General features: G+C 73.9%; 21 protein-coding genes. 9 read left to right on the forward strand and 12 right to left on the reverse strand.

Going from position 1 to position 23,545, the window contains the following annotated elements:
• Nucleotides 1-2 precede the first annotated feature (2 nt).
• Nucleotides 3-1,097, forward strand: coding sequence for a hypothetical protein (locus tag BLU27_RS06105; protein WP_092651414.1), 1,095 nt, complete (start codon nt 3-5; stop codon nt 1,095-1,097).
• Entirely contained in the window at nt 1,094-1,636 is a 543-nt protein-coding gene (locus BLU27_RS06110) for a hypothetical protein (protein ID WP_157728265.1), read from the forward strand. Before BLU27_RS06105 ends, BLU27_RS06110 begins: the two co-directional genes overlap by 4 nt.
• A 4-nt stretch (nt 1,637-1,640) precedes the next feature.
• Here BLU27_RS06110 and BLU27_RS06115 read toward each other — a convergent pair whose 3' ends face one another.
• Nucleotides 1,641-2,405, reverse strand: a complete 765-nt coding sequence (locus tag BLU27_RS06115; RefSeq protein WP_092651420.1) for a PIG-L deacetylase family protein — start codon at nt 2,403-2,405, stop codon at nt 1,641-1,643.
• Between the two features lie 86 nt (nt 2,406-2,491).
• On the opposite strand from BLU27_RS06115, the gene BLU27_RS06120 reads away from it, so the two are divergent.
• On the forward strand, nt 2,492-3,421 hold the full coding sequence (locus tag BLU27_RS06120) for a peptidyl-tRNA hydrolase (RefSeq protein WP_197681700.1): 930 nt from the start codon (nt 2,492-2,494) through the stop codon (nt 3,419-3,421).
• On the opposite strand, the gene BLU27_RS06125 is transcribed toward BLU27_RS06120, so the two are convergent.
• The 5 genes from BLU27_RS06125 to BLU27_RS06145 form a co-directional block, all read right to left on the reverse strand.
• Nucleotides 3,352-4,044 (reverse strand): HAD family hydrolase, encoded by a 693-nt coding sequence (locus BLU27_RS06125; RefSeq protein ID WP_092651423.1) that lies wholly within the window; start codon nt 4,042-4,044, stop codon nt 3,352-3,354. The two genes, BLU27_RS06120 and BLU27_RS06125, sit on opposite strands and share 70 nt — an antisense overlap.
• Before the next feature lie 59 nt (nt 4,045-4,103).
• Nucleotides 4,104-7,643, reverse strand: coding sequence for an error-prone DNA polymerase (locus tag BLU27_RS06130; protein WP_092657244.1), 3,540 nt, complete (start codon nt 7,641-7,643; stop codon nt 4,104-4,106).
• Nucleotides 7,644-7,676: 33 nt separating this feature from the next.
• Nucleotides 7,677-9,242, reverse strand: coding sequence for a DNA polymerase Y family protein (locus BLU27_RS06135; protein WP_092651425.1), 1,566 nt, complete (start codon nt 9,240-9,242; stop codon nt 7,677-7,679).
• Between the two features lie 126 nt (nt 9,243-9,368).
• A complete protein-coding gene (locus tag BLU27_RS06140; RefSeq protein ID WP_092651428.1) occupies nt 9,369-9,728 on the reverse strand; it encodes a DUF1330 domain-containing protein in 360 nt (119 codons plus the stop codon).
• A 97-nt stretch (nt 9,729-9,825) separates the two neighbouring features.
• Nucleotides 9,826-10,689: a hypothetical protein gene (locus BLU27_RS06145; protein ID WP_197681701.1), complete on the reverse strand. Its 864-nt coding sequence runs from the start codon at nt 10,687-10,689 to the stop codon at nt 9,826-9,828.
• Between the two features lie 206 nt (nt 10,690-10,895).
• Here BLU27_RS06145 and larB point away from each other — a divergent pair, with 206 nt between their 5' ends.
• Genes larB through BLU27_RS06165 form a run of 4 tightly spaced genes read left to right on the forward strand, consistent with a single transcriptional unit; the run spans nt 10,896 to nt 16,485 of the window.
• Complete coding sequence (gene larB, locus BLU27_RS06150) at nt 10,896-11,720, forward strand: nickel pincer cofactor biosynthesis protein LarB (protein WP_092651431.1); 825 nt, start codon at nt 10,896-10,898, stop codon at nt 11,718-11,720.
• Nucleotides 11,717-12,940 carry a nickel pincer cofactor biosynthesis protein LarC gene (gene larC, locus BLU27_RS06155; protein WP_241827811.1) on the forward strand — a complete coding sequence of 408 codons (1,224 nt, stop codon included), beginning with the start codon at nt 11,717-11,719 and terminating at the stop codon, nt 12,938-12,940. The genes larB and larC overlap by 4 nt, the downstream gene beginning before the upstream one ends.
• Nucleotides 12,941-12,980: 40 nt before the next feature.
• Nucleotides 12,981-14,222: a 3-phosphoshikimate 1-carboxyvinyltransferase gene (aroA, locus tag BLU27_RS06160; protein WP_092651434.1), complete on the forward strand. Its 1,242-nt coding sequence runs from the start codon at nt 12,981-12,983 to the stop codon at nt 14,220-14,222.
• A 46-nt stretch (nt 14,223-14,268) separates the two neighbouring features.
• Nucleotides 14,269-16,485, forward strand: a complete 2,217-nt coding sequence (locus BLU27_RS06165) for a serine/threonine-protein kinase (protein ID WP_092651437.1) — start codon at nt 14,269-14,271, stop codon at nt 16,483-16,485.
• Here the strand turns inward: BLU27_RS06165 and BLU27_RS06170 are convergent.
• From BLU27_RS06170 to BLU27_RS06195, 6 genes are all read right to left on the reverse strand, one after another.
• Nucleotides 16,443-16,862, reverse strand: a complete 420-nt coding sequence (locus BLU27_RS06170) for a nitroreductase family deazaflavin-dependent oxidoreductase (protein ID WP_092651439.1) — start codon at nt 16,860-16,862, stop codon at nt 16,443-16,445. The two genes, BLU27_RS06165 and BLU27_RS06170, sit on opposite strands and share 43 nt — an antisense overlap.
• An 85-nt stretch (nt 16,863-16,947) precedes the next feature.
• Nucleotides 16,948-17,850: a fructosamine kinase family protein gene (locus tag BLU27_RS06175; RefSeq protein WP_092651442.1), complete on the reverse strand. Its 903-nt coding sequence runs from the start codon at nt 17,848-17,850 to the stop codon at nt 16,948-16,950.
• 61 nt (nt 17,851-17,911) lie between these two features.
• A complete protein-coding gene (locus tag BLU27_RS06180; protein ID WP_172804892.1) occupies nt 17,912-18,424 on the reverse strand; it encodes a low molecular weight protein-tyrosine-phosphatase in 513 nt (170 codons plus the stop codon).
• 133 nt (nt 18,425-18,557) lie between these two features.
• Nucleotides 18,558-19,514 (reverse strand): PadR family transcriptional regulator, encoded by a 957-nt coding sequence (locus tag BLU27_RS06185; RefSeq protein ID WP_241827812.1) that lies wholly within the window; start codon nt 19,512-19,514, stop codon nt 18,558-18,560.
• A gap of 129 nt (nt 19,515-19,643) precedes the next feature.
• Nucleotides 19,644-20,372, reverse strand: coding sequence for a CatB-related O-acetyltransferase (locus BLU27_RS06190; protein WP_092651445.1), 729 nt, complete (start codon nt 20,370-20,372; stop codon nt 19,644-19,646).
• Between the two features lie 86 nt (nt 20,373-20,458).
• A complete protein-coding gene (locus BLU27_RS06195; RefSeq protein WP_092651448.1) occupies nt 20,459-21,133 on the reverse strand; it encodes a DUF3159 domain-containing protein in 675 nt (224 codons plus the stop codon).
• Nucleotides 21,134-21,201: 68 nt separating this feature from the next.
• Between BLU27_RS06195 and BLU27_RS06200 the strand changes: the two genes are divergently transcribed.
• Together BLU27_RS06200 and BLU27_RS06205 are read left to right on the forward strand one after the other, a co-directional pair.
• On the forward strand, nt 21,202-22,293 hold the full coding sequence (locus BLU27_RS06200; protein WP_092651451.1) for a histidinol-phosphate transaminase: 1,092 nt from the start codon (nt 21,202-21,204) through the stop codon (nt 22,291-22,293).
• A gap of 57 nt (nt 22,294-22,350) precedes the next feature.
• Nucleotides 22,351-23,493: a GNAT family N-acetyltransferase gene (locus tag BLU27_RS06205; protein ID WP_092651454.1), complete on the forward strand. Its 1,143-nt coding sequence runs from the start codon at nt 22,351-22,353 to the stop codon at nt 23,491-23,493.
• The last annotated feature ends 52 nt before the right edge of the window (nt 23,494-23,545 follow it).

Raw genomic sequence — 23,545 nt, forward strand, 5'->3', positions numbered from 1 at the left:
CCATGACGGCACTCGTCGACACGTCGGCCCTGGCGAGGTGGCAGGGCCTCGCCCGGGAACACGGCGTGGCCTGGACCGAGCTGGTCCTGGTCGCGGTCAACCTGTACGGCATCCGGACTCCGCTCGGCGCCCGGATCCGGCTGCTGGTGCGGGTGACCGGTGAGCGTGAGTCGCGTGTGGTCGTCGTACCTTCCGGCCGCCCGGACTCGCCGTTCGAACTCGTCGAGGACCGGCTGTGCGCCGACGGCCGGACACTCGCCCGGGTCGAACGCCGGGCCGCGGACGACGCGGTGCCGGGATACCTGCGCTGCTGGGACGGCCGAGCCTGGCGGGCCGCCACGCTCAACCCGAACGCCCGCAGCCGCTGCACCGGTTGTGCGTTCTGCCCCACGACGCTGGAGGACGCGGTCGACCCCAGGCTGCGGCTCGAGGACGAACTCGCCGCCCTGCTGGCGGGCCTGGCCGCGCAGCTACCACCGGGCGGAACGCTTCGCGACCTGGCGGAGGTGACCATCTCCACCGGTTGCTTCCACACCGAGCAGGGCGCCCTCGCCCACCTGCGGACGGTGCGCCGGGTGCTCACCGAACACGGCCTCACTCCCCGGATCGGCCTGCTCACCTCGGTCCTGCGCAGCCGGGAGGCGTTCGCCGAGATCGCCCGCGAGATCGGGCCCTTCCTGCTCTACCTCACCGCCGAGTGCGCGTCGCGCAGGGACGTCCTGCTGAAGGCGAGCAAGGCGAGCTTGACAGCGGCGGAGATGCCCGGCCTGCTGGCCCGCGCGCGGGCGGCCGGGCTGCAGACGTCGTTCACCTACGTCGTGGGCCTGGATCCGTACCCGCTGATGCGCGACTTCCTGCGCACGCTGCTCCCGCACTGCACGGTGTTCCCGTCCGTGCAGGTGTACCAGTCGCACACGCCGCTGATGGATCTGCTGCGCGCCGAGGGCGCGGGCGAGCCGGCGTACTACCTCGACATCCGGCGCGAGGTCGAACGCGTCGCCGCGCCGCGCGGCCTGGTGCCCGAGCGATGGCGGTGCTACCGGCCGCTGTGGTACTCGACGTACGCGGGCCGCCCGCTGACCGGACCGTGCCGATGAGCGGACTTTCGCGGGCGTACGGGGGCACGCGCATCGCGGTACGCGGGCGCCGGCACGTCCACGCGGGCGCGACGGCGTACGTGCTGGACCGCCGGCTCAGCGGGTACGACAGCTACCGACCGGCCGTGCTGCTGCTCACCGGGTCGCGGCCTGCGGAACCGCCGGCGGGGTCGACGCAGGTGACGTGCCGGGCGACGCGGGTCCGGGTGCTCACACTGGACGACGTGACCCTGGTCTGCCCGCTGGGTGCAAGGGGAGCGAGCGGTACGGACGCCCGGCCGGACTACCCGCCGGAGTCGTGGCCGGAGTCCTGGGAGGGCACGCTCGTACTGCCGGAAAGCCGGCGCCGGGTGGGCGTACCGGCCGATCTCGCCGCCGCCCTCGCCGCCGCGGGCGTCGACGCAGACCAGGTGGGCGAAGGGCACCTTCGGCACCTGGTGGGGTACGTCACCGAGGCCGGCCCGGGGCCGACGCGCGCCGCCCGGGTGAGTGCCGCCGTGTCAGCCGTACGCCGTGAGGTCGGCGGCCGACCCGGCTGACCCGTCAGCGGGTGAACAGCTCGAACGACACCGCCGGCCGGCCGCCGAACCTCTCCGCTGCGCTCTGCGTGTAGCCGGTGAGGTGCTCACGGGCGTACTCCGCCGGGTCCCGGTCGTCCAGGGCCGAGATGTAGGCGTGGTGTTCGGCGAGCGAGGCAACCGCCCGGTCCAGGGTGCGGGTGACGTCGACGGCGTGCGAGGCGTACGGCGAGGAGGCCACCGCGACGTAGCGGACGCCGTTCCAGGGTTCGTGACCCTCGTCGACGAGCTCGGGGAAGATCCACCGGTTGCCCGCGTCGCCCGCGGCGTCGAGTACGGCCCGGCCGACCGCGCGGTGGTCGGGGGTGTTCCAGCTGCCCGGCGTCCCCCAGCTCTCGTGGTGGTTCAGCGTGAGCAGGAGCTCGGGCCGGTGCCGGCGGATCGCCCGGGCGAGGTCGCGGCGCAGGCGCGGGCCCTCCTCGATGACGCCGTCGGCGTGGTCGAGGAACTCCACAGTGTCCACTCCGACGACCCTGGCGCTGGCGCGTTGCTCGCGTTCGCGGACCTTCTCGGCCTCGGCGGGTGGGAGGTTGTCGATGCCCGCCTCGCCCCGCGTCACCAGCAGGTAGCTCACCTCGTGGCCGGCCGCGGTCCAGCCGGCGATCGCGCCGGCCGCGCCGTACTCCAGGTCGTCGGGGTGCGCGACGATCGCCAGGCAGCGCTGCCAGTCCGTGGGCATGGGCGCGAAGTCCGGTTGCCGGCTCGGTTGCCGCTCCGGTTGTTCGGTCATGGACATTTCCCTTGCGTCGGGTGCGTTTCGGCGTTCCAACGTACCCGCCCGGCTGTGCGCCACGCAGCCGCGCGGATACTGGCCCGGTGACCGAACCCGTCCAGCCCAGCCAGTTCGCCGGCCTTCCCGGCGAGGAGTCCGGGCTGCCTGCGCAAGCCGAGGTTGACAAGGCTCCCGACCCTGTGACCGCGGTGCGCTGGTGGCGCGAGCACTGGCGCAACCTCGCGTGGATCGGGCAGGCGGAGCGGGACGACGACGAGCCGTGGGCGCTGCCGTTGGTGGTCCGGGTGGAGAAGGCGAGCCTGCCGACCCACGAGGACGCGCTGGCGGCGTCGGCGCTGGCGGTCGTACGACTGCTGGCCGACCCCGACAGCGCACCGGGCGGGCCGTGGCACGCCGGCCTCGAGCGCTGGATGGACGGCCGGATCCGCAAGGTCGTACGCCGGGCACGCGGGATCCGGTGGACCGAGGTGGAACGGCTGCCGGGGCTCACCGCCCGCTCCGGTGGCGCGGAAGTACGCGCGCTGGCCCCCCACCCGGTGGCGCGGCCGCCGGTGGAGGTGTCGAAGCTGCAGGTGGAGGGGCTGGACCTGGCGCACGCCGAGGGCGCCGAGGCGGAGCGACGTGGTGCAGCGGAGCGGCCCGGTGGAGTCGAGCAGTGGGGTGACGCCGAGCACGCGGCTGAGGCCGAGCAGTCGGGGGACGCCGAGCCGGCCGGCCGGCCGGTGCTGTCGATCATGCTCGCTCCGGGGGTAAGGATGTCGACCGGCAAGGCCTGTGCCCAGGTCGGGCACGCCGCCCACCTCGCGCTCCTCGAACTCGACGACGAGACCGTCGCCGCGTGGGCGTCCGCGGACTTCCCGCTGCGGATCACCACGGCTACTCCGGACCGGTGGGGCCGGATCGTCGACGGAGAGGTGGCCGCCGCGACGGTCCGCGACGCCGGCTACACCGAGGTCGAGCCGGGCACCTGCACCTGCGCAGCCACGTTCGACCCGCCCGGCCTGGCGCCCTGATCCGCCGGAGAGCCCGCGTGGCCGAGGGCCGCGCGCAGGCCGGCCGGGCCGGTGTACGCGAGCCCCTGCATCCCGAGGGCCCGTGCCGCCTCGACGTTGCCGGGCTGGTCGTCGACGAACAGGCACCGGGACAGGTCCACGCCGACCAGCGCGGCGGCGTACCGGAACACCCGCGGGTCGGGTTTCACCACCCCGATCCGGGAGGTGTTGACCACCGCGTCCAGGTGTGCTGTGAGCCCGAGCGCGGCGAGGTCGCGCTCCAGCCGGGTGGTCGCGTTGCTGACCAGAACGACCGGGACGTGGGTACGCACCGCGTCGAGCAGGTCGAGGACGTCGGAGTCCACCCGGCCGGCGGGAGCCGACCAGGCGTCGACGGCCGCCAGCGCGCGAGCCCGTGACCCGTGGCGTTCGGCAAGATCGTCAACCACGCCTGCCCGCCACTGCTCGTCGCTGACCTGCCCGGTGATCGCGGGGAGCAGCCGGTCTGGTGCGAACGCGGCCGCCGCCAGCGCACCGGCGGGCAGGCCGTTGGCGGTCTCGGGGGCAGCCAGGTGCTCGGGATCCCAGATCCGGAGTACGCCGTCCAGGTCGCACAGGAGCGCGTCGAAGGTCAACGGGTGCACGGCCGCGATGATCCCACGACGATGTGGTTCGAAGCACGCTCGGCGGACGTCGCGGGACGTCAGCGGAAGTCGCGGGACATCGTGGCGATGGTGAGCGGCAGCCGGCTGAACTTCTCGGCCACCACGTTGGTCACGCCCTCCACGCGTTCGAGGCGGCCGCGGATGAGCAGGGCGGGGGAGTCGCGGGCGACCCGGCGGTGGCGGTTCCACACCGCCTGCGGGCAGATGACGTTGACCATGCCGGTCTCGTCCTCGAGGTTGAGGAAGGTGACCCCGCCCGCTGTCGCCGGTCGCTGGCGGTGGATGACGACGCCGCCGACCAGCACGCGGCGGCCGTGTTCGGTGGTGCGCAGCCGGGCGGCCGGGATCACCCCGAGCTCGTCGAGCTTGTCGCGTACGTGCCGGGTGGGGTAGTCGTCGGGCGAGATGCCGGTGGCCCACAGGTCGGCCATCACGCGTTCGGCGGGGTTCAGGTCGGGCAGCAGCGGAACCTGCTCGTGCCGCACCTCGCGCGCCGGCCCCGCCGGCTTGGGCACGCTGCCACGTGTGGGCTTGGCCACGGACCCGCTGCCCTGCCTGGCGTACGTGCCACTGGACGGCAACTGGTCGGGGCGTTCCTGGGCGGCGCTGCCGGCGACCCACAGCGCCTCCCGCCGGGACATCCGGAAGCACCCGAACGCGCCCGCCGTCGCCAGTGCCTCCATCTGCACCGAGGTGAGGCCGACCCGCCGAACCAGGTCGGCCTGGTCGGCGAACGGCCCGTGCGCGGTGCGCTCGGCGACGATCCGCCCGGCGAGGTCGGCGCCGATCGAGCGGACGCCGGCCAGCCCGAGGCGTACCGCGAACCGCCCGTCGCGCCGGTGCCGGGCGTCGTCTGCGGGCGCGTCCGGATCGAACTCCCCGACCGGCGGGTGGTACGTGTCGACGCACGCCGGGTCCCCGGTCGGCGCCGCGCCGTGGGTCCCGGCCGTCGGGCTCGGGTCCGCGCCCGACAGGCTCGGGTCGAGGAGTTCGAGGTCGGCGTGCACCCCGGACAGGTGCAGGTCGGCGCCGCGTACCTCGACCCCGTGGCGGCGCGCGTCGGCGACCAGGCTCTGCGGGGAGTAGAACCCCATCGGCTGGGCCCGCAGCAACGCGGCCAGGAACATCGCGGGGTAGTGCAGCTTGAACCACGAGGAGGCGTAGACGAGCAGCGCGAAGCTGATCGAGTGGCTCTCGGCGAACCCGAAGTTGGCGAACGCCTCGATCTTCTCGTAGATCATGTCGGCGGTGTCGCCGGTGATCCCGCGCGCGGCCATCCCGGCGTACAGCTTCTGCCGTAGCGAGGAGATCTTCTCCAGCCCGCGCTTGGAACCCATCGCCCGGCGCAGCAGGTCGGCGTCGTCGCCGGTGCACCCGCCGACCTCCATCGCGATCTGCATCAGCTGTTCCTGGAAGAGCGGGACGCCGAGGGTGCGTTCGAGTGCGGGGGCGAGCGTGGGATGGGGCGGCGTCGGTGGCTCGTGGCCGAGCTTGCGGCGGATGTACGGGTGAACGGCACCGCCCTGGATCGGGCCCGGGCGGATGAGGGCGATCTCGATCACCAGGTCGTAGAACCGGCGCGGCCGCAGCCTGGGCAGCGTCGCCATCTGCGCCCGGCTCTCCACCTGGAACACCCCGACCGAGTCGGCTCGGCAGAGCATGTCGTAGACGCCCGGCTCCTCCTTGGGAATGGTGGCCAGCGCCCAGTCCTCGCCGAGGTGCTCGCGGATGCCCTCCATCGTGTAGTGCAGGACGGCGAGCATGCCCAGGCCGAGCAGGTCGAACTTCACCAGGCCCATCCATGCGCAGTCGTCCTTGTCCCACTGGAGCACCGTGCGGCCGTCCATCCGGCCGTGCTCGATCGGGCAGACCTCGCCCACCGGCCGGTCGGTGAGCACCATGCCGCCGGAGTGGATGCCGAGGTGGCGCGGGAACTTCAGCAACTGCTCGGCCATCGACACCACCGGTGCGGGGATGTCGCTGTCCACCGTGGCGGTGGTGCCCCACGAGTCGACCTGCTTGGACCAGGCGTCCTGCTGCCCGGTGCTGTGCCCGAGGGCCTTCGCCATGTCGCGGATCGCCATCTTGGGCCGGTAGGTGATGACGTTGGCGACCTGGGCGGCGTTGTACCGGCCGTACTTCTCGTAGACGTACTGGATGACCTCCTCGCGCCGGTCGGAGTCGAAGTCGACGTCGATGTCGGGCTCCTCCTCCCGGGTCGCGGACAGGAAGCGCTCGAACGGCAGGTCGTAGAAGATGGCGTCGACCGAGGTGATGCCGAGGACGTAGCAGACCGCGGAGTTGGCCGCGGATCCCCTTCCCTGGCAGAGGATTCGCCTGCTCCGGGCGAACTCCACGATGTCGTGCACGATGAGGAAGTAGCCGGGGAAGTCCTTCTCCTCGATGACCCGCAGCTCCTTCTCCAGCCGGGCGCGGGTCTCATCGGCGAACCGGCCGGTGTAGGTGCCGTAGGCGCGTTCGGCGCCCCGGCGGACGAGTTCGCGCAGCCAGCTCATCGGGGTGTGCCCCGCCGGAACGTCCTGCCGGGGCAGTCGCGGCTTCGCCCGGCGCAGCGGGAAGGCCAGCGTCTGTGCGTACTCCACGGTGCGGGCGACGGCGCCGGGATAGCGCGCGAACCGGGCGGCCATCTCCGCGCCCGTTCGCAGGTGGGCGGTGCCGGCCGCGGGCAGCCAGCCGTCGATCTCGTCCAGGCTGCGGCGGGAACGAACGGCTGCCAGCGCGGTGGCCAGCGGCCGGCGTTCGGGCGTGGCGAAGTGGACGTTGTTGGTGGCGACCACCGGAAGCCGGCGGGACCGGGCCAGCTCTGTCAACGCGTCGTTGCGGTCGGAGTCGAGCGGGTAGCCGTGGTCGATGAGCTCGACCGCCACCTGGTCGCGGCCGAACAGCCCGACCAGCCGGTCGAGCTCGCGGCCCGCCTCGGCCGTGCCGCCGCGGTCGAGGGCCTGCCGCACGGTGCCCTTGCGGCAGCCGGTGAGGACCAGCCAGTGGTCGCCGGCGCGGGCGGCGAGGTCGTCCAGGTCGTAGGTGGGCCGGCCCTTCTCCCCGCCGCGAAGCTGCGCCTCGGTGAGCGCGCCCGCCAGCCGGTGGTAGCCCTCCTCGCCGCGGGCGAGGACGAGGAGGTGACTGCCCTCGGGGTCGGCGGCGCCGTTCTGCGGCTCGGTGAGGTCGAAGGACAGCTCCGCCCCGAAGATCGTCCCGAGACGGTAGTCGGCAGCCTCCGCGGCCTCGGCCATCCGGACCACGCCGTACAGCCCGTCGTGGTCGGTCAGCGCGAGCGCCTGCAGGCCGAGCCGCACGGCCTCCTCGACCAGCTCCTCGGGGTGGCTGGCGCCGTCGAGGAAGCTGAAGTTGGAGTGGCAGTGCAGCTCGGCGTACGGGACGACCGGGCCGTCGGGCCGCTTCGGGCGTTCGTCGGGGGGTGGGTCGTAGGGCGGGCGTACGGAGGTCCAGGCAGGGCTGTCGCCGCCGTCCACCTCGGCCGGCGGCCCGCCGGGCCGGCGCCCGGACAGCTTGCGTTCCAGCTCCGACCAGGGCATCCGCGGGTTCTTCCACCCCATCAGGACCACCCGCCGCGCAGCGTGCCCAGCAGCTCAGTCATAGCCGGCCTCGATCCACCACTGTCCGGCCTCGTGCAGCAGCACGAACGCACTCCCGTCGGCGCACGCCACCTGGAAGCGGGCGTAGCGGCGGGCGGCGTCGGGATCCCACCAGCGTTCGTCGACCGGCCAGGGCCCGGCCCAGCCGACGATGGGCAGCGCGGTCACCGACCCGCCGGGCCGGGCGAGGGTCCGGCAGTCACCGGACATCTCGCCCCGCTCGCCGACGGTGACGGCCCGGCCGGTGGGGTCGAGGACGTCGACCGGCTCGGGGGAGGGGAACACCGTGGACGGGGCCGGAGGCGGTAAGTGCCCCGTCCACGGCGGCACTGTGGGTCTGGCGGGGGCGGGCTCGTCGCCCCACGCCACCCAGGTCACGCGTTCGGCGGCGGCCCGGCCTCCGGACAGGACGGCCGTCACCACCGCGTCGTGGCCGAGCATGCTCTGCACCCGGGTGAAGGTTCGGTGGATGCGTTCGTCGGGTGCCTGGTCGCCCCACAGGCCGTCCTGGTAGGCGCCGGTGGCGGCCACCTCGTCGGGCACCAGCCGGATCCGGACCACCCCGGAGGTCAGCTCCTGGGCGGGTCCGCCGGAGTCGGTGCGGGTGCCCTGCAGCTGCCAGCGGACCCGGTCGACCACGTCGGCCGCGCTGAACCAGCGGGGGTGCCGCCACTGCCGGCCGGCGGGCTCGTCGCGTTCGCTCTCGGTCTCCACCCGCAGGCAGGTGCACACCAGGTCGCGTTCGGCGAGGCCGGCGACCAACTGGTCGGCGGCACCGCGGATCGCGAACGCCACGTGGTCGACCCGGTCGACGGGCGGCTCGAACGCCACCTCGGTGGCCAGCTCGGGCGGGGGCCTGCGGGTGGCGAGGGCGCGGGAGTCGCGGCCGCCGGCCAGCCGGTGCGCGGCCACGCCGTCGGAGCCGAACCGCCCGAGGACGCTGCGGGCGGGCAGCGCGGCGAACTCGCCGAGCGTGCGGATGCCCAGCCGGCGCAACAGGTCGACCAGGTCGGGGCGGCCCAGAGTGTCGATCGGCAGGGGCGCGAGACAGCGAGCGGACTCACCGGGCGGGAACGCCAGCTCGGGCTCGCCCGCCCGCTCCGCGAGCCGGGCAGCCTGCTCCGCAGCGAACGGGCCGTCGGCGATGCCGATCACGCTCTGGAAGCCGGCCTGCCGCAGCTGCTCGCGCAACGCCTCGGAGAACGCCTGCTCGCCGCCGAAGTAGCGGCTCGGACCGCGGGCGGCGAGCGCACACATGCCCGGGCGGATGATCTCCACGCCGGGAGCGAGCGTCTCGACCGCGACCACCACCGGCTCGAACGCCCGGGCGTCCACCGCCGGGTCGTACGCCAGGACGGTCAGCTCGGGGCACCGGGACTGGGCCTCGCGGATCCGCAGGCCCCGGCGTACGCCCTGGTGGCGAGCGGCCTGGGAGCACGCGAGGACCCGGCCGCGGTCGAGCACGGCCAGCGCAGCGTCGGGTGGACACCCGGCGTCGCGTCCGGCCGCGGTCACCGGCCAGTCGGGGCACCACACCACCAGGGTGCGTACGGCGCTCATCCCCCCACCACCCCCAGCTTCCCCAGATGGGGGGTGAGGCCGCGCGGAGCGCCCGACCGGACCGGAACCATGGCCCTATCGTCGAACACACGTTCGATCCTTGTCAACCGGATCGACGCGGGGGGCCTACTCCTGGCCGGTCGCGCCTTCGTTCGCCGCACGCATCGCGGCCGCGGTCTTCGCCGGGTCGTACCCCTCCGAGACGCCCTCGACGAAGATCACGTCGCCGGTGATGTGGTCGGTGCGCAGGTGGAGGATCTCCTGGTACGCCGGGGAGTCGTACCACCCGTGCGCGTCCGCCAGGCTCGGGAACTCGATCACGACCACGCCGCCCGGCCAGGAGCCCTCGACCACCTCGTGCTGGGTGCCGTGCACCAGGAACCGCCCGTTGAACGGGTCGAGCGTGCCCTGGATCCGCTCTATGTACTCCGTGACGTCCGGGTGGTACTTCGGGTCGTGCAGGTTGGCGATGGCGTACGTCGGCATGCGTTCTCCCGTGGCTGCCTCGTTGCGGCTGTCGAGTCCTCCGCGATCATGCCAGTGCCCACCGACGGGCGCCCGTGAGTTTCGGATCGCCGGGACGTCACGCCGACAACCGGCGGCCGGCGAGGGAGATCACCTCCCCAGGCTGCTCGTCCGAGCGGTCGGCCGGCTGGTCGACGGGCCGGACGGTGGGCTGGTCGGCCGTGGCGGTGGCGGGCTCGGTCGCCACCGCCACGGCGCCGGCGTGGTCGGGCAACCACAGCCGGGAGGTACGGCGCCGACCGGCCGTTCCGCGTCCGGTCGCCTGGATGGTGACCTCGCGTGCCGACAGGTGCCCGTGGCCGGCGCCGAGACCGTGCCAGGTGCTCGAGATGATCGACAACCCCAGCTCGCTGCCCGACCAGTCCGCGTCCTGGACGACGAGCACGGCGCCGCGCTCGCGGACCCGGGCGGCCAGTTGGCGTACCTCGCCGTCGGGGGCCGAGGTGGGTGGGCGGACGACCACCACGTCGAGGACGTCGACCAGTGCCGCCACCACGGCCGGCCACTTCCGGCCGGGCGTGGGCACGAGGACGAGGCGGCCCAGGTCGACGCCCAGCCCGGTGGCCGCCTCGGCACCGAGGTGGGAGAACCCCACCAGGCCGCACCACGACCCCGCCTTGGAGGCGCCGGCGACCAGGGCCAGGGTGAGCGTGGTCGACCCCGCCACGGTGTAGCTCGCGCCGCGCCGCAACCCGCCGTCGGGCAACAGGCCGGCGAACGCCGGCAGGGCGGGCACGGTGGGAACCGCGCGCCCGGCCACCCCCGCGGTCGTCGGCCGGGCGGCGATCTCGGCCCGAAGCTCGGCGAGCACCGCTGCCCGGTCGGCCGCGGACCGCCTGGGGCCGGCCTCCGATGACACGCTGCGGTGCCGCACAGGAAGTGGGCTCGTGCCCAGCGCGGATGCCTGTGAAGTCCCGACCACTCCAGCATCATCGAACGCGTGTTCGAGGATGTCAACCGCGCCGCAGGGGAGGGGCCGGGGAGGTTCCGCGGGCTCGTGACCGTGAGAAGTTCGGGGTGCCGCGGCACGCGAACAATGTCCGGCCGGGGCGACTTCTGCCGCCGGTGGGTGGTGTGGACGGGCAGGCTCCCGGCCGGGTCCGCCACGCTCGGACTTAGGGTCGGTCCATGACTTCGCCCGCCCCCGACGACGCCGGCCGAAACCTCCACCCCGGTCACGCCACCGAGACCAACCACGCCGAGACCAACGCCGAGGTCATCCAGGTCACCGAGGCCGACCCCGGCTTCGTCGACCTCGGATACGCCCGGCTGGACACCGACCGGCTCACCCGTACCGGCGACCCGGAGGTCGTCTACGGCGCCGGGAAGACCCCCGACCAGGTGGTCGACCTGCTGCGCCACCTGCACACCGCGCACCCGGACCGGGCCGCGCTCGCCACCCGGCTCGACGCCACGGCGCTGGACCGGGTGCGCGCGGCGTTCCCCGACGCCCGGCTGGACGAGGTGGCCGGCACGGCGACCCTCGGCCCGCCGCCCACGCCGGTGGGCCTGGTGTGCGTCCTCGCCGCCGGCACGTCCGACGCGCGGGTGGCCCGCGAGGCGGTGCGCACTGTCGAGGCCTACGGCGCGGGAGTACGCACCATCACCGACGTCGGTGTCGCGGGAGTGCACCGGCTCCTCGCCGCGAAGGAGGAGTTCGACGACGCCGACTGCCTCATCGTCGTCGCCGGGATGGAGGGCGCGCTGCCGTCCGTCGTCGGCGGGCTGACCGGGGTGCCGCTGGTGGCGGTGCCGACGAGCGTGGGGTACGGCGCGTCGTTCGGCGGCCTCGCGGCGCTGCTCGGGATGCTCAACTCCTGCGCGCCGGGCGTGGTCGTCTGCAACATCGACAACGGCTTCGGTGCGGGCGTGTTCGCGGCCAGGGTGGCCCGGCGGGCGCACGCCGGCCGTGGCTCCGCGGCCGCCGGCACCCCGAACGGAGCCGCCCGGTGAGCCGGATCGGCTGGCTGGACTGCGCGTCCGGCGCCAGCGGCGACATGCTGCTCGGCGCACTGGTCGCCGCCGGGGTGCCCCTCGACGTCCTCACCCGCGCCGTCGACGCCGTCGCGCCGGAGAAGATCCGGCTCCGCCCGGAGAACGTCGTCCGCAACGGCCTGGCCGCGACGTTGGTGCACGTCGAGGGCACCGACTCCACCCACCACCGGACCTGGGCCGACGTCCGCACGCTGCTGGACGACGCCGACCTCCCCGAGCCGGTACGCCGCTCCGCGCACGCGACGTTCGAGCGACTGGCGCAGGCCGAGGCGCGGGTGCACAACACGACGCCGGAGGCGATCCACTTCCACGAGGTGGGCGCCCTGGACGCGATCGCCGACGTCGTGGGAGTGTGCGCCGGGCTGGCCCACCTCGGCCTGGACCGGCTGGTCGTGTCGCCGGTCGCGGTGGGGTCCGGGTTCGTCCGGGCCGCGCACGGACGGCTGCCGGTGCCCGTACCCGCCGTGGTGGAGTTGCTGGCCGCCGCCGGTGCGCCGTCGTACGCCGGGGAGATCGACGGCACTCCCGTCGGTGAACTGTGCACCCCGACCGGCGCGGCGCTGCTGGTCACCCATGCCGCGACGTACGGCCCGCAGCCGCCGATGCGGGTGGCCGCGCAGGGCTTCGGCGCGGGCACTCGCGAGACGCCCGGGCGCGCGAACGCCGTCCGCCTTCTGGTCGGCGAGCCCGCCCCGGAGGTGTGGACGCCCGGATCCGCCGGCCCGCCGTCGCCCGGTGAGTCGACCCAGCTCGTGGTGGAGTCCAACGTCGACGACCTGGACCCGCGGGTGTGGCCGGCCGTGCTGGCCCGGCTGCTGGACGCGGGCGCGGCGGACGCCTGGCTGACGCCGATCCTGATGAAGAAGGGCCGCCCGGCGCACACGCTGGCGGTGCTGGTCGACCCCGACCGGTACGACGCGGTGTGCGAGGTGGTCTTCACCCAGACCCCGGCGATCGGGGTACGCAGCCACACGGTGCGCAAGCGGCCGCTGGAGCGGGAGTTCCGTACCCTCGAACTCCCCGGCGGCACGGTGCGCCTGAAGGTCGCGACGTACGCCGGCAAGGTGGTCAACGCCCAGCCGGAGTACGACGACGTGCTCGCTCTGGCCGAACGCACCGGCCGCCCGGTCAAGGCGGTGCTGGCCCAGGCCGCCGCCGCCGCGCAGCAACACCTGTGAGACCTCCAGTCACCGGAAGGGCCCGAACGAAGGAGTACTCGTGACGGACGTCGCGATCCCGGGGTCGAAGTCGCTCACCGCCCGGGCGTTGTTCCTCGCGGCCTGCGCGGACGGCACGTCGGTGCTGCACCGGCCGCTGTGGTCGGACGACACCGAGGCGTTCGCCGCCGGCCTGGCCGCGCTGGGGTACGCCGTCGACGTGCGCCCGGACCGCTGCACGGTGCGGGGCGGCGCGGCCGGCCCGCCCGCACCAGGTGCGGAGGTGTTCTGCCGGGACGCCGGCACGGCTGCGAGGTTCCTGCCCACGCTGGGCGCGCTCGGGCACGGCGTGTTCCGGTTCGACGGCTCGGAGCAGTTGCGCCGCCGCCCGCTCGGCCCGCTCGTCGGCGCGCTCGCCGCCCTCGGTGTCGACGTACGTGCCGAGGAGCGCGAGGGACACCTCCCGGTCACCGTCCACGCCGCCGGACTCAAGGGCGGCGCACTCACCCTGGACGCCGGGCTGTCGTCGCAGTTCCTCACCGGGCTGCTGCTCGCCGCGCCGCTGATGGCCGAGGGTCTGGAGGTCACGGTGACCGACCTGGTGTCGGTGCCGTACGTCGAGATGACGCTGGCGATGATGCGGAGGTTCGGCGTGGAGGCGACCCGCGCCGGCGACACGTTCACGGTGCCGCCCGGCCGCTACCGCGCCACCGAGTACGCCGTGGAGCCGGACGCGTCCACGGCGAGCTACTTCCTCGCCGCGGCCGCCCTGACCGGCCGCTCGGTGACCGTTCCCGGGCTCGGCACGGACGCACTGCAGGGTGACGTCCGGTTCGCCGAGGTGCTGGGACGCATGGGCGTGGACGTGACGCTGACCGCGGACTCGGTCACCGTCACCGGACCGGAACGGCTGTCCGGCGTCACGGTCAACATGCGCGACATCTCCGACACGATGCCGACGTTGGCCGCGATCGCGCCGTTCGCCGACGGCCCGGTCCGGATCGAGGACGTCTACAACACCCGGGTCAAGGAGTGCGACCGCCTGGACGCCTGCGCGACCAACCTGGCCCGGCTCGGCGTGCGGGTGGAGACCGGACGGGACTGGATCCGGGTGTGGCCGGGCACTCCGCGGGAAGCCGAGATCGACTGCCGCGGCGACCACCGGATCGCGATGAGTTTCAGCGTGACCGGCCTGCGGACTCCGGGGCTGACGCTGGACGATCCGGGGTGTGTGAAGAAGACGTTCCCGGAGTTCCACCAGGTGCTCGCCTCGCTGGTCCGGGAGTGGACCCAGGGCGCCTGACCGAAGTCCCGGGGCTTGTCCCCGCCCGACTCTAAGGTGGGTCGCGATGTCGCGCCGGGTGCCGTTCGCCGCCGCCGTCGTGTGGATGCTCGCCGCCCTGTCGGTGGCCGCGACGGCACTCGCCGGCGCGCCGGATCGGGCGTTCGCCGACCGGGGTGGTCCCGCCCGGTCGGTCGTCCCCGTCGTCATGGTCGGGATCGGCGGGCTGACCGCCGCTGACGTCTCGCCCGCTCGCACCCCCGCGCTGGCCGCGCTGGTCGGCCGGGGCGCGCCCGGCGTACTCGTCCCGCGTTCCGTGCGCCCCCGCACCTGTCCGCTGGACGGCTGGCTCACCGTCTCCGCGGGCGAGCGCGCGGCGGGGCCGGCGACCTGCGGTCCGCTTCCGCGGGTCGCGCGGATCCCCGGAGGCGCCGGCACCTCCACCGTGTCCGGCTGGCGGCGGCTGGCCGAGGCACAGGCGCGCACCGGCTACGGTGCCGAACCCGGCCGCTTGGCCGAACACCTCGCCCGGGCGGGCTCCTGTGCCACCGCCGTCGGGCCGGGCGCCGCGGTCGCGCTCGCCGACCGGAGCGGCACGGTGGCGCGCTACCGCCCGGCGTTCGACCGTACGGCGGCACCCACCGGCGACTGCCCACTCACCGTCGTCGACGCGGGCGCTCTGCCCCTGGGCGTCGGACGCGGAGACGCCCTGGTGGCCGCGGACGCGCTGGTCGCGAAGGTGGTCGCGGCCTCCGGTCCGGGCGCGACCGTGCTGGTGGCAGGGCTGTCCGACGAGTCGGCGGGCAGCGGTACGTCGTTGCGGCTGGCCGCCGCGGCCGGGCCGGGATTCGACGGGAGCTGGCTCACCAGTGGCGGAACCCGGCGGGAGGCGTTGGTCCAGCTCACCGACCTGACCCCGACACTGACCGAACTCCTCGGCACCGGCACCGACGAGGTGTTCGACGGCGGCTGCTGGCGCGCCACCGGCGACCGGCCGGCCGGCCGAGCCACCAGTGCCGCCGCGGCCGCCACGCTGGACCGGCTGCGAGCGTTCGCCACCACCGACCGCGTGGTGAGCACCTACGGCCTGTGGTTCTTCACAGCGCTGGTCGTCGTCCAACTGCTGGCGTACGGGCTCGCGTTGCTGGTGGCCGCCCGCGCCCGGCGGGCGGTGTCGCGCCGTCGGGCGGGCCGACTGGCGTCGGCGGCCGGGCTGGTCTGCGGCGCCGCCCCGGTCGCGGCGGTGCTCGCCGGACTGGTGCCCTGGGCCGCCTCGCCGGTCCCGGTGTGGTCGCTCGTCCTCACCGTCGCCGGGTTCACCGCAGTGCTGGCAGCACTGGCGGGCCGCACACCGTACGACCCGCCCTGGGCAGCGCCGACCACACTCGCCCTGGTCACCGCCGTCGTGCTCGGCGCCGACGTGGTGACCGGCTCCCACCTGCAGGGCGGCAACCTCGTGACGCCCGGCGACCTGCCGCTGGTCGGCGGGCGGTACTTCGGCTTCGGCAACGTCGCGTTCGCGATCTTCGCCACCGCTGTGCTGCTCACGGCCGGCGGCCTCGCCACCCGCCAGGCCGAACGCCACCACCGCCGCCGGGCCGCGCTCGTCGTGCTGACGGTCGGGTTCGCAGCGGTCGTGCTGGACGGATGGCCGAGCTGGGGTGCGGACTTCGGCGGAGTGCTCGCGCTGGTGCCCGGAGTCGCTGTGCTCGCGGCGGACGTCGCCGGGGTTCGGCTGACCGTGCGCCGGGTCGCCCTCGTCGCGATCGCGGCCGTCGCGGCGGTGAGCGCGGTCTCGGTCGCCGACTGGCTGCGGCCGCCGGAGAGCAGATCCCACCTCGGCACCTTCGTGCAGCGGGGCGTCGAGGGGCAGGGCGGACCGGTGGTCGTCCGCAAGGCCGAGGCCGCGCTGGCCAGCCTGACCTACGGCGGTCCACTCGGCTGGCTGACCCTGCTCACGTACGTCGGCGTCGGTGTGTACCTCCTTCGCCCGCGCGGGTTCGGCGCGCGAGCACTCGCCGACACCTACCGCTGCTGGCCCACGGCGCGGCCGACCCTGCGCGCGGTCTGGCTCACGGGGCTGCTCGGCTTCGCGCTCAACGACTCCGGGGTGGCGGTGCTGGCCGCGGTCCTGATGACCGGCGTACCCCTCGTCGTGGTCGCGCTCGTCCGGTCCTCACCGGACGTGTCGCGCCGTCCGCCGCCCCGGCCTCCCGCGCCGGACCGCGCCCGACCCCGGGGTCAGCGTGGCGCAGTCGGGTCGGCGGCCTCGTCGCGAGGCTGAGTCCCGCCGGGCACGGGGAGCTCGAGTTCGATCATCGGCGAGGTCCGGACGAGCTCGTCGAGGTCGGCCTGGTCGCGGTACCACCTGGTCCGCGGGTCGGTGAACACCCGGCGCCGGGCTTCCGGATCGGTGACCGGCCGGGCGAAGGCCGGCAGGTCCAGGCCGTCGACATGGACGGTGACGTGCGGGTCGGCGAGGACGTTGGCGTACCAGTGCCGGGGGCCGGGTGTCCCGGTGATGACGAACCTGCCGTCCACGTGGAACCACCAGATCTCCACCCGCAGCGGCCGGCCGCTGCGGCGTCCCCGGGTGGTGAGGTCGACGGTCAGCCGGTCGGCGAGCTCGGCGAGGGCGGGGTGGGTGACGCGGTCGGTCATGGCCTGGACCGTACGACCTCAACCGCGGACGAGGTCAACGGCGTGGGAACCGCTCGTCACGGGTCGGGACCGTCGCCGGAGACGGTCACGCCTCGGTCGCCGCGTCCCGGGTGGCGAGGGCCGCGGTGAGTGACCGGGCGGCTTGCCCGGCGCGGACGCCGTACCCTCCACCGAACGCGGCGGCGTGGGTGAGCAGCGGATGGAGCTGGTGCAGGGCCACGCGGTCGCGCCAGCCGTCGGCCAGTGGGAACACCTCGTCGTACGCGGCCACCAGCCGGTCCAGGTGCGGCGTACCGAACAACGCAAGCATCGCCAGGTCGGTCTCCCGGTGCCCGCCGTGCGCGGCCGGGTCGACCAACCGGGGCTCGCCGTCCAGCGCCCAGACGATGTTGCCCGACCACAGGTCGCCGTGGATGCGGGCAGGGGGTTCGGGCGGGCCGGCGTGGTCGTCGATGTGGTCCAGGACCGCGCAGATCGCGTTCGCGTCGTCGGCCCGCAGACGGCCCCGGTTGAACGCGGTCCGCAGGTAGGGCTCGACGCGGTTGCGGGCGTAGAACTCGGGCCATCTGTCGGCCGGCTCGTTCGGCTGTGGCAGTGCGCCGATGTAGCCGTCCGCCGGTCCGCCGAACGACGCGGCGCCGCTTCGGTGGGTGATCGCGAGAGCCTGGCCGAGCTGTTCGGCTGCCTCCGGTGTGGGACGACCGGCCTCCAGCCACTCCAAGACGAGGCACTCCTGGCCGACGCCGAGCACGACCGGGATGGCGGCCGCGCCCTCGCCGGCGGAGGCCAGCCACTCGAGGTGGGCAGCCTCGGTGGGAAAGAAGTCGTCGGGGGCGCCTGGCCGCGCCTTGACGAAGACGCTGCGGCCGTCACCGAGGCGGGCGCGGGTCGCGACACATACGTCGCCGCCGGCCACGGGGTTGGTCGCCACGACCGCGGTGCCGAGGAGCTCCTCGACGTGCTGAGCGATGCTTGCCTGCCGAGCCATTGCCCGATAGTAAGACCTGGGCTCTCACTTTGCGTACGCGGGCGAGTCGATGCCGTGACGATCAGTTGGTCGGGCCGATCAGTGAGGCGAGTTCCGTGACCAGACCGGCGGCCGCCTCCTCGACCATTTCGAGCACCTCGTCGAACGCCTCACCACTCGCGGTGTAGGGGTCCGGGATCTCGCCGACGTTCCTTCCGAACCAGCCGAACAGCCCTACCCGGTGCCCGTCGCCCGGTCCGGCGAGGCGGCGCAGACCGTCAAGGTTGGCCTCGTCCATGCCGAGCACCAGATCGCGGTCGGCGAACCAGTCACGGTCGAACTGCTGTGCCCGGTGCGCCGACACCTCGTCCCGGTCGTACCCCGAGGCGACCAGTACGCGCGCCGACCGCGGGTCCATCCCCTCGCCGACGTGCCAGCCGCCGAGCCCGGCGCTGTCCACCCGGACCACGGTGAGCCCGGCTTCGGCGAGCTGTCGTCGTACGACCACCGCGGCGATCGGCGACCGGCAGATGTTGCCCAGGCAGACCAGGCTCAGGTGGTACGCGGACGGGTCACGGGCCGGAGGAAGCTGCACGGTCCCAGGATGCCGACCGGCCCGGCCGCCCGTGGGTACGGGGGTCGGCCGGGCCGGTCGTTGCGTCACTCGTGGATGCCGGTCGTACGTCGGTCATACGCCTGGCGTGCGTTGCTCGTACGTCAGGCGTACGTCAGTTGTCCTCGTCCTCCGCCGCGTCCGAGTCGCCGCGCGGCTGGTCCTCACCGAGGATCCGGTAGATCTTCGACCGGGCCTCGTGGAGGGTGTCGACGATCCGGGCGAGCTGGTCCTCGTCGGCCACCTGGGCGCCCTGCATCGCGGCGGCGGCCAGGCCCATCCCGGCGTTCCGCAGCTCGTGCCACGGCGAGTCGGCGGGCTCGGCGAACTCCTCCCACGGTGCCTGCCCCTCGCGGGTGGCCACGTGTTCGCGGCCGGCCTCGGTGAGGGCGTAGGACCGCTTGCCGCCCTCCTCGGTGGAGCTGACCAGGCCCTCGTCCTCGAGCAACTGCAGTGTGGGATAGATCGAACCCGCACTGGGGCGCCAGGCCCCGCCGCTGCGTTCGGCGAGTTCCCGGATCATCTCGTAGCCGTGCATCGGCCGGCCGGTGTCGGCGAGCAGGTGGAGGATTCCCGACCGGACGTCGCCGCGGCGCGCCCGCGGGCCGCGGCCTGGCCCGAACGGCGGGCCCCAGCCGCCGCGACCCCAGCCGCCGGGGCCACCCGGGCCGCCGAAGCCGAAGCCACCGAATCCTCCGGGGCCGAAGCCACCGGGACCGAAACCGCCACGGCCCCGTCCGCCGCCGCGTCCTCGTCCGCCGCGGCCGCGACCTCCGCCACCGCGTCCTTCGCCTCCTCCGTGTTCTCCGTGCGCACCGAAGAAGTGGCCACGGAAGTGCTCCGCCGGGTCGCCGGGGACGTCGTACTCGCCCGCGTCACCGAAGTCTCCGCCCGGGTGAGGTCCAGGCGGGGGCGGCTCGAAACCGGTGGACCCGAACGGACCGAACTGTGCGTGCCCGAACGGTCCGCCCGCCGGGCCGCAGCCCCTGCGAGCGGCCGCCCTCAGTGCCGCCGCTGCCACCGGCATGGCGTACGGAAGGGCCCGGGCGAAGGGTGGGGTGTGCCTGCTCATGTGATCTCTCCTCAGGTCTGGCGACGTGTCGCTGAACTGTCGTTCCGATGGTTCACGATATATCGCCGATACGACGGCGACAAGTCCTGAGCGAAGAGAATCAGACCGTCGGGAGGAGTCGGCCGAGGGTCAGGCGCGATCAGGAGCCGCCGCCTCGAGGTCGGCGACGGTGCCCGACATGACGGTTCGGACGTGCTCGGTGAGGTGGTGGAGTGGCCAGTCCCACCAGGCCACGGCGAGCAGGCGGGCGATGTCCGTCTCGCTGTGGCGGTACCGGATCAGCCGGGCCGGGTTGCCGCCGACGACGCCGTAGTCGGGAACGTCGTCGACCACGACCGAGCCGGAGGCCACGATCGCGCCGTGTCCGATCCGTACGCCGGGCATCACCATCGACCCGTAGCCGAGCCAGACGTCGTGCCCCACCACCGTGTCGCCGCGCCCGGGCAGCCCGGTGATCAGGTCGAAGTGGTCCGCCCACGCACCGCCCATGATCGGGAACGGGAACGTCGACGGGCCGTCCATCCGGTGGTTGGCGCCGTTCATCAGGAACCGGACCCCCGTGCCCAGAGCGCAGAACCGGCCGATGACCAGCCTCTCCGGCCCGTAGTGGTAGAGCACGTTGCGGGTCTCGAACTCCGTCGGGTCGTCCGGATCGTCGTAGTAGGTGAACTCACCGACCTCGATCAACGGCGAGGTGACCAGCGGGCGGAGCAGCACAACCCGCGGCTGGCCGGGTATCGGATGGAGCACCGTCGGGTCGGCGGGCACCGGTGGTGTCGCCGGCGTGGACGGGTCGGCCGGCGTGGACGGTGTGTCGGGCGTGGACGGTGTGTCGGGCGTGGACGGTGTGTCGGGCATGGGGACTCCTCTCGGTCACGGCGAAGCCGCCATGATCGCGAGGGTGCGGCCGTTCGGGCCACCGGATCGCGCGGGGTTCCGGCCGGTCAGGAATCCTCGACGCGGGGACGCCGGAAGCCGGGATGCCCCGCCGGCAGCGAACGCCTCAGCACCCACGCGCTCACCGCGACACATGCCGCGACCAGCGGCCAGGTCAGCGCGGCCCGGGCAGCGGCGAGGGCCACCACCGCGTCCGCTGCGTACAGCGCACCGAATACTCCCACCCGTACGGCGTACTGCCCGACCCACACCCAGGAGGCGGCGCCGTAGGCCCGCAGCAGGTCGGGGTCACGTCGCCAGCGCCCGCGTTGCCGGAGCGCGGTGCCCACGACGATGCCGAGCAGCGGCCGGCGCACCACGATGCTCACGATCCAGGCCAGCCCGCTGGCGGCGTTGGTGGCGAGCTGGACCAGGAAGAAGTCGGCGGCCCGGCCGGTTCGGAGTACGACCACGGCGGCGACCGCGACCCCGAGCAGCCCGAGCAGGACGGCGCGCGGCCGGGCACCTCGAGACCATCGGTACGCCGCCACCGCGACCCCGACCGCCAGCGCGGCAGCGACACCCCAGCCCACGGAGTTGCCGGCGACCAGCCAGCCGGCCACGAACGCCACGGGCGGCAGCGCGGCGTCGACGGAGGCCTCCCAGCCCCCGAGTACCCCGGCCAGCGAGTCCGGTTCGTCCGAATGGTGGGTGTCGCGCTCGTCGACCTCGTCTGCCCGCACGTCACCAAGCGTGCCTGATGGCCGCACCGGGCGCCGTGTCCCCTCCGGCAGACCCTATGGTGAGGAGCATGACCGACCCGTCGACCGGACCTCGCCTGCGCAGAGCTCTCCAGGGCATCCCGTCGTACAAGCCGGGCCGACCGGCAGCGGCGGCCACCGACCGGCCGACGTACAAGCTGTCCAGCAACGAGAATCCGTTCCCGCCGCTGCCCGCCCTCGTCGAGGCCGCGCACGAGGCCAGCCGGGTGATGAACCGCTACCCCGACCTCGCCTGCGGCCGGCTGGTCGGCACACTGTCGGACCGGCTCGACGTCCCGCCCGGTCACTTCGCCATGGGGACGGGTTCGGTGGCGCTGCTCTACCACCTGCTCCAGGCGACCTGCGAGCCCGGCGACGAGGTGGTGTACGCCTGGCGCTCGTTCGAGGCGTACCCGATCGCGGCGCAGGTCGCCGGTGCCACCCGGATCGAGGTGCCGCTGACCACCGGTGCGCGGCACGACCTTCCCGCGATGGCCGCCTCGATCACCGACCGGACCCGGGTCGTGATCGTCTGTACGCCGAACAACCCGACCGGCCCGGTGGTCACCCACGAGGAGCTGGCCGACTTCTGTGCCCAGGTCCCGCGTGAGGTGCTGATCGTGGTCGACGAGGCCTACCTGCAGTTCGTCCGCGACCCGGCGGCCGCCGACGGGCTGGCGCTCTACCGCGACCATCCGAACGTCTGCGTGCTGCGGACCTTCTCCAAGGCGTACTGCCTGGCCAACTTCCGGGTCGGGTACGCGATCGCGCACGACCCGGTCGCCGAGGCGCTGCGGGTGTGCACCCCGCCGTTCGCGGTGTCCAGCGTCGCGGAGGAGGCGGCCCTGGCCGCGCTGGCCTGCGAGAACGAACTCCTCGAGCAGGTCGAGGTGTTGGTCAAGGAGCGCGCCCGGGTGACCGAGGGTCTGCGCGCGCTCGGTTTCGACGTACCCGCGACCGAGGCCAACTTCAGCTGGCTCCCGCTCGGTGCCGACACACAGGCGTTCGCGCGGGCGTGTGAGGAAGGTGGCGTCGTGGTCCGGCCGTTCGACGAGGACGGGTGCCGGGTGAGCGTGGGTGAGCCCGCCGCCAACGACCTTTTCCTGGACCTCGCCGGACGCTGGGCCGCCCGGGCACGCTGACGTCCGGCCGGTCGGCGGCACGCGAGTGCGGGCGCCGCAGGTGGGTAGTCGGAGTTCATGGGCGTCGCCGCCGACCTGTGCGGGCTGATCCGTGACCACGAGGGGCCCGCGCTGCGGGTGACAGCGCTCGTTCGTGACCGGCGTGATCGGATCCTGCTGCTGCGGCGGCCCGACGGGGCATCGTGGCCCGGGACCTGGGAACCCGTCGTCGCCGACGTACCGGTCGGTGCCTCCGTCGGTGACACCCTCCGGGACGCGGTCGCCCGGGCGACCGGCTGGACCGTCCGTGCGGTCGAGCCGATGGTCGAGCCGGCCTTCGACGGAACAGGTCGTACGGGCCGGCCGGGTCGAGCGGTCCGTCGCGACCTCCGTTTCCTGGTGACCGCAGTGACCCCAGTGACCCCAGCGACCGCGGCCGAGCCCGCCGCGGCGCGTGACCTCGCCCCGGCACGTGACCTCTCTCCGGCTCCTGACCTCACCGGCACCGGCCACGACGCGTTCACCTGGGCCGGTCTCGGTGACACCGGCTGGCTGCGGTCGCCGGGAACCGTGGCCGACCCCGGCCTGGCCGAGGTGGTGGTGAAGTCCGCGCGGACCCGGCTGACCCGGAGGCTGCGGCTGGAGCCGGTCGGTCCTGAACACGGGATGGACCTGTGGCGCCTGCACTCCCGGCCGGAGGTGGCGGGCTGGCTCGGCGGTGCGTGGACGCAGGAGTCCGCCCGGCGAAGTGTGCTGCGGCTGCGGGCCGGCTGGGACGCGGTGGGGTTCGGTACGTGGGCCGCCTACGACCGTGACGACGGCGAACTCGTCGGCCGTGGCGGCGTCGCGCCGTGCACCCTCGACGGTCGTTCGACCCACGAGGTGGGATGGACGGTACGCCCGGAGCGGTGGGGTCGCGGCTACGCCACCGAGATCGGTGCGGCCGGTCTGTTGCTCGCGTTCGCCGAACTCGGTGCGCGGGAGGTGGTCGCCCTCACGTTGCCGCACAACGCGCGTTCACGTGCGGTGATGGAACGGTTGGGAATGCGCTTCGCGCGTGAGGTCCCGCACGCCGGGATGCGTCACGTGCTGTATGTCGTACGTCCGAACGCTGTGACGATGCCTGGCCAGGTCCGGCCAGAAGCCCAACCGGGGTTGGCGGTCTCCCCCGGGCATCTCGGTTTCTCCGGTGCGAGTGGTTGTTCGAACCGATTATCCTGAGGAGGACTCAGCTTCAGCTTCCGCCGGATCGCCCGTGGAGGGGCGGCGTTCG

This window comes from Actinopolymorpha singaporensis (genome assembly GCF_900104745.1).
Lineage (GTDB): Bacteria > Actinomycetota > Actinomycetes > Propionibacteriales > Actinopolymorphaceae > Actinopolymorpha > Actinopolymorpha singaporensis.

Excerpts from the sequence above, each read along its gene's own strand:
- BLU27_RS06105 (WP_092651414.1), top strand. The coding sequence starts at position 3 with ATGACGGCACTCGTCGACACGTCGGCCCTGGCGAGGTGGCAGGGCCTC.
- BLU27_RS06110 (WP_157728265.1), top strand. The coding sequence starts at position 1,094 with ATGAGCGGACTTTCGCGGGCGTACGGGGGCACGCGCATCGCGGTACGC.
- BLU27_RS06115 (WP_092651420.1), bottom strand. The coding sequence starts at position 2,405 with ATGACCGAACAACCGGAGCGGCAACCGAGCCGGCAACCGGACTTCGCG.
- BLU27_RS06130 (WP_092657244.1), bottom strand. The coding sequence starts at position 7,643 with ATGGGGTGGAAGAACCCGCGGATGCCCTGGTCGGAGCTGGAACGCAAG.
- BLU27_RS06135 (WP_092651425.1), bottom strand. The coding sequence starts at position 9,242 with ATGAGCGCCGTACGCACCCTGGTGGTGTGGTGCCCCGACTGGCCGGTG.
- BLU27_RS06140 (WP_092651428.1), bottom strand. The coding sequence starts at position 9,728 with ATGCCGACGTACGCCATCGCCAACCTGCACGACCCGAAGTACCACCCG.
- larB (WP_092651431.1), top strand. The coding sequence starts at position 10,896 with ATGACTTCGCCCGCCCCCGACGACGCCGGCCGAAACCTCCACCCCGGT.
- BLU27_RS06165 (WP_092651437.1), top strand. The coding sequence starts at position 14,269 with ATGTCGCGCCGGGTGCCGTTCGCCGCCGCCGTCGTGTGGATGCTCGCC.
- BLU27_RS06170 (WP_092651439.1), bottom strand. The coding sequence starts at position 16,862 with ATGACCGACCGCGTCACCCACCCCGCCCTCGCCGAGCTCGCCGACCGG.
- BLU27_RS06175 (WP_092651442.1), bottom strand. The coding sequence starts at position 17,850 with ATGGCTCGGCAGGCAAGCATCGCTCAGCACGTCGAGGAGCTCCTCGGC.
- BLU27_RS06185 (WP_241827812.1), bottom strand. The coding sequence starts at position 19,514 with ATGAGCAGGCACACCCCACCCTTCGCCCGGGCCCTTCCGTACGCCATG.
- BLU27_RS06190 (WP_092651445.1), bottom strand. The coding sequence starts at position 20,372 with ATGCCCGACACACCGTCCACGCCCGACACACCGTCCACGCCCGACACA.
- BLU27_RS06200 (WP_092651451.1), top strand. The coding sequence starts at position 21,202 with ATGACCGACCCGTCGACCGGACCTCGCCTGCGCAGAGCTCTCCAGGGC.
- BLU27_RS06205 (WP_092651454.1), top strand. The coding sequence starts at position 22,351 with ATGGGCGTCGCCGCCGACCTGTGCGGGCTGATCCGTGACCACGAGGGG.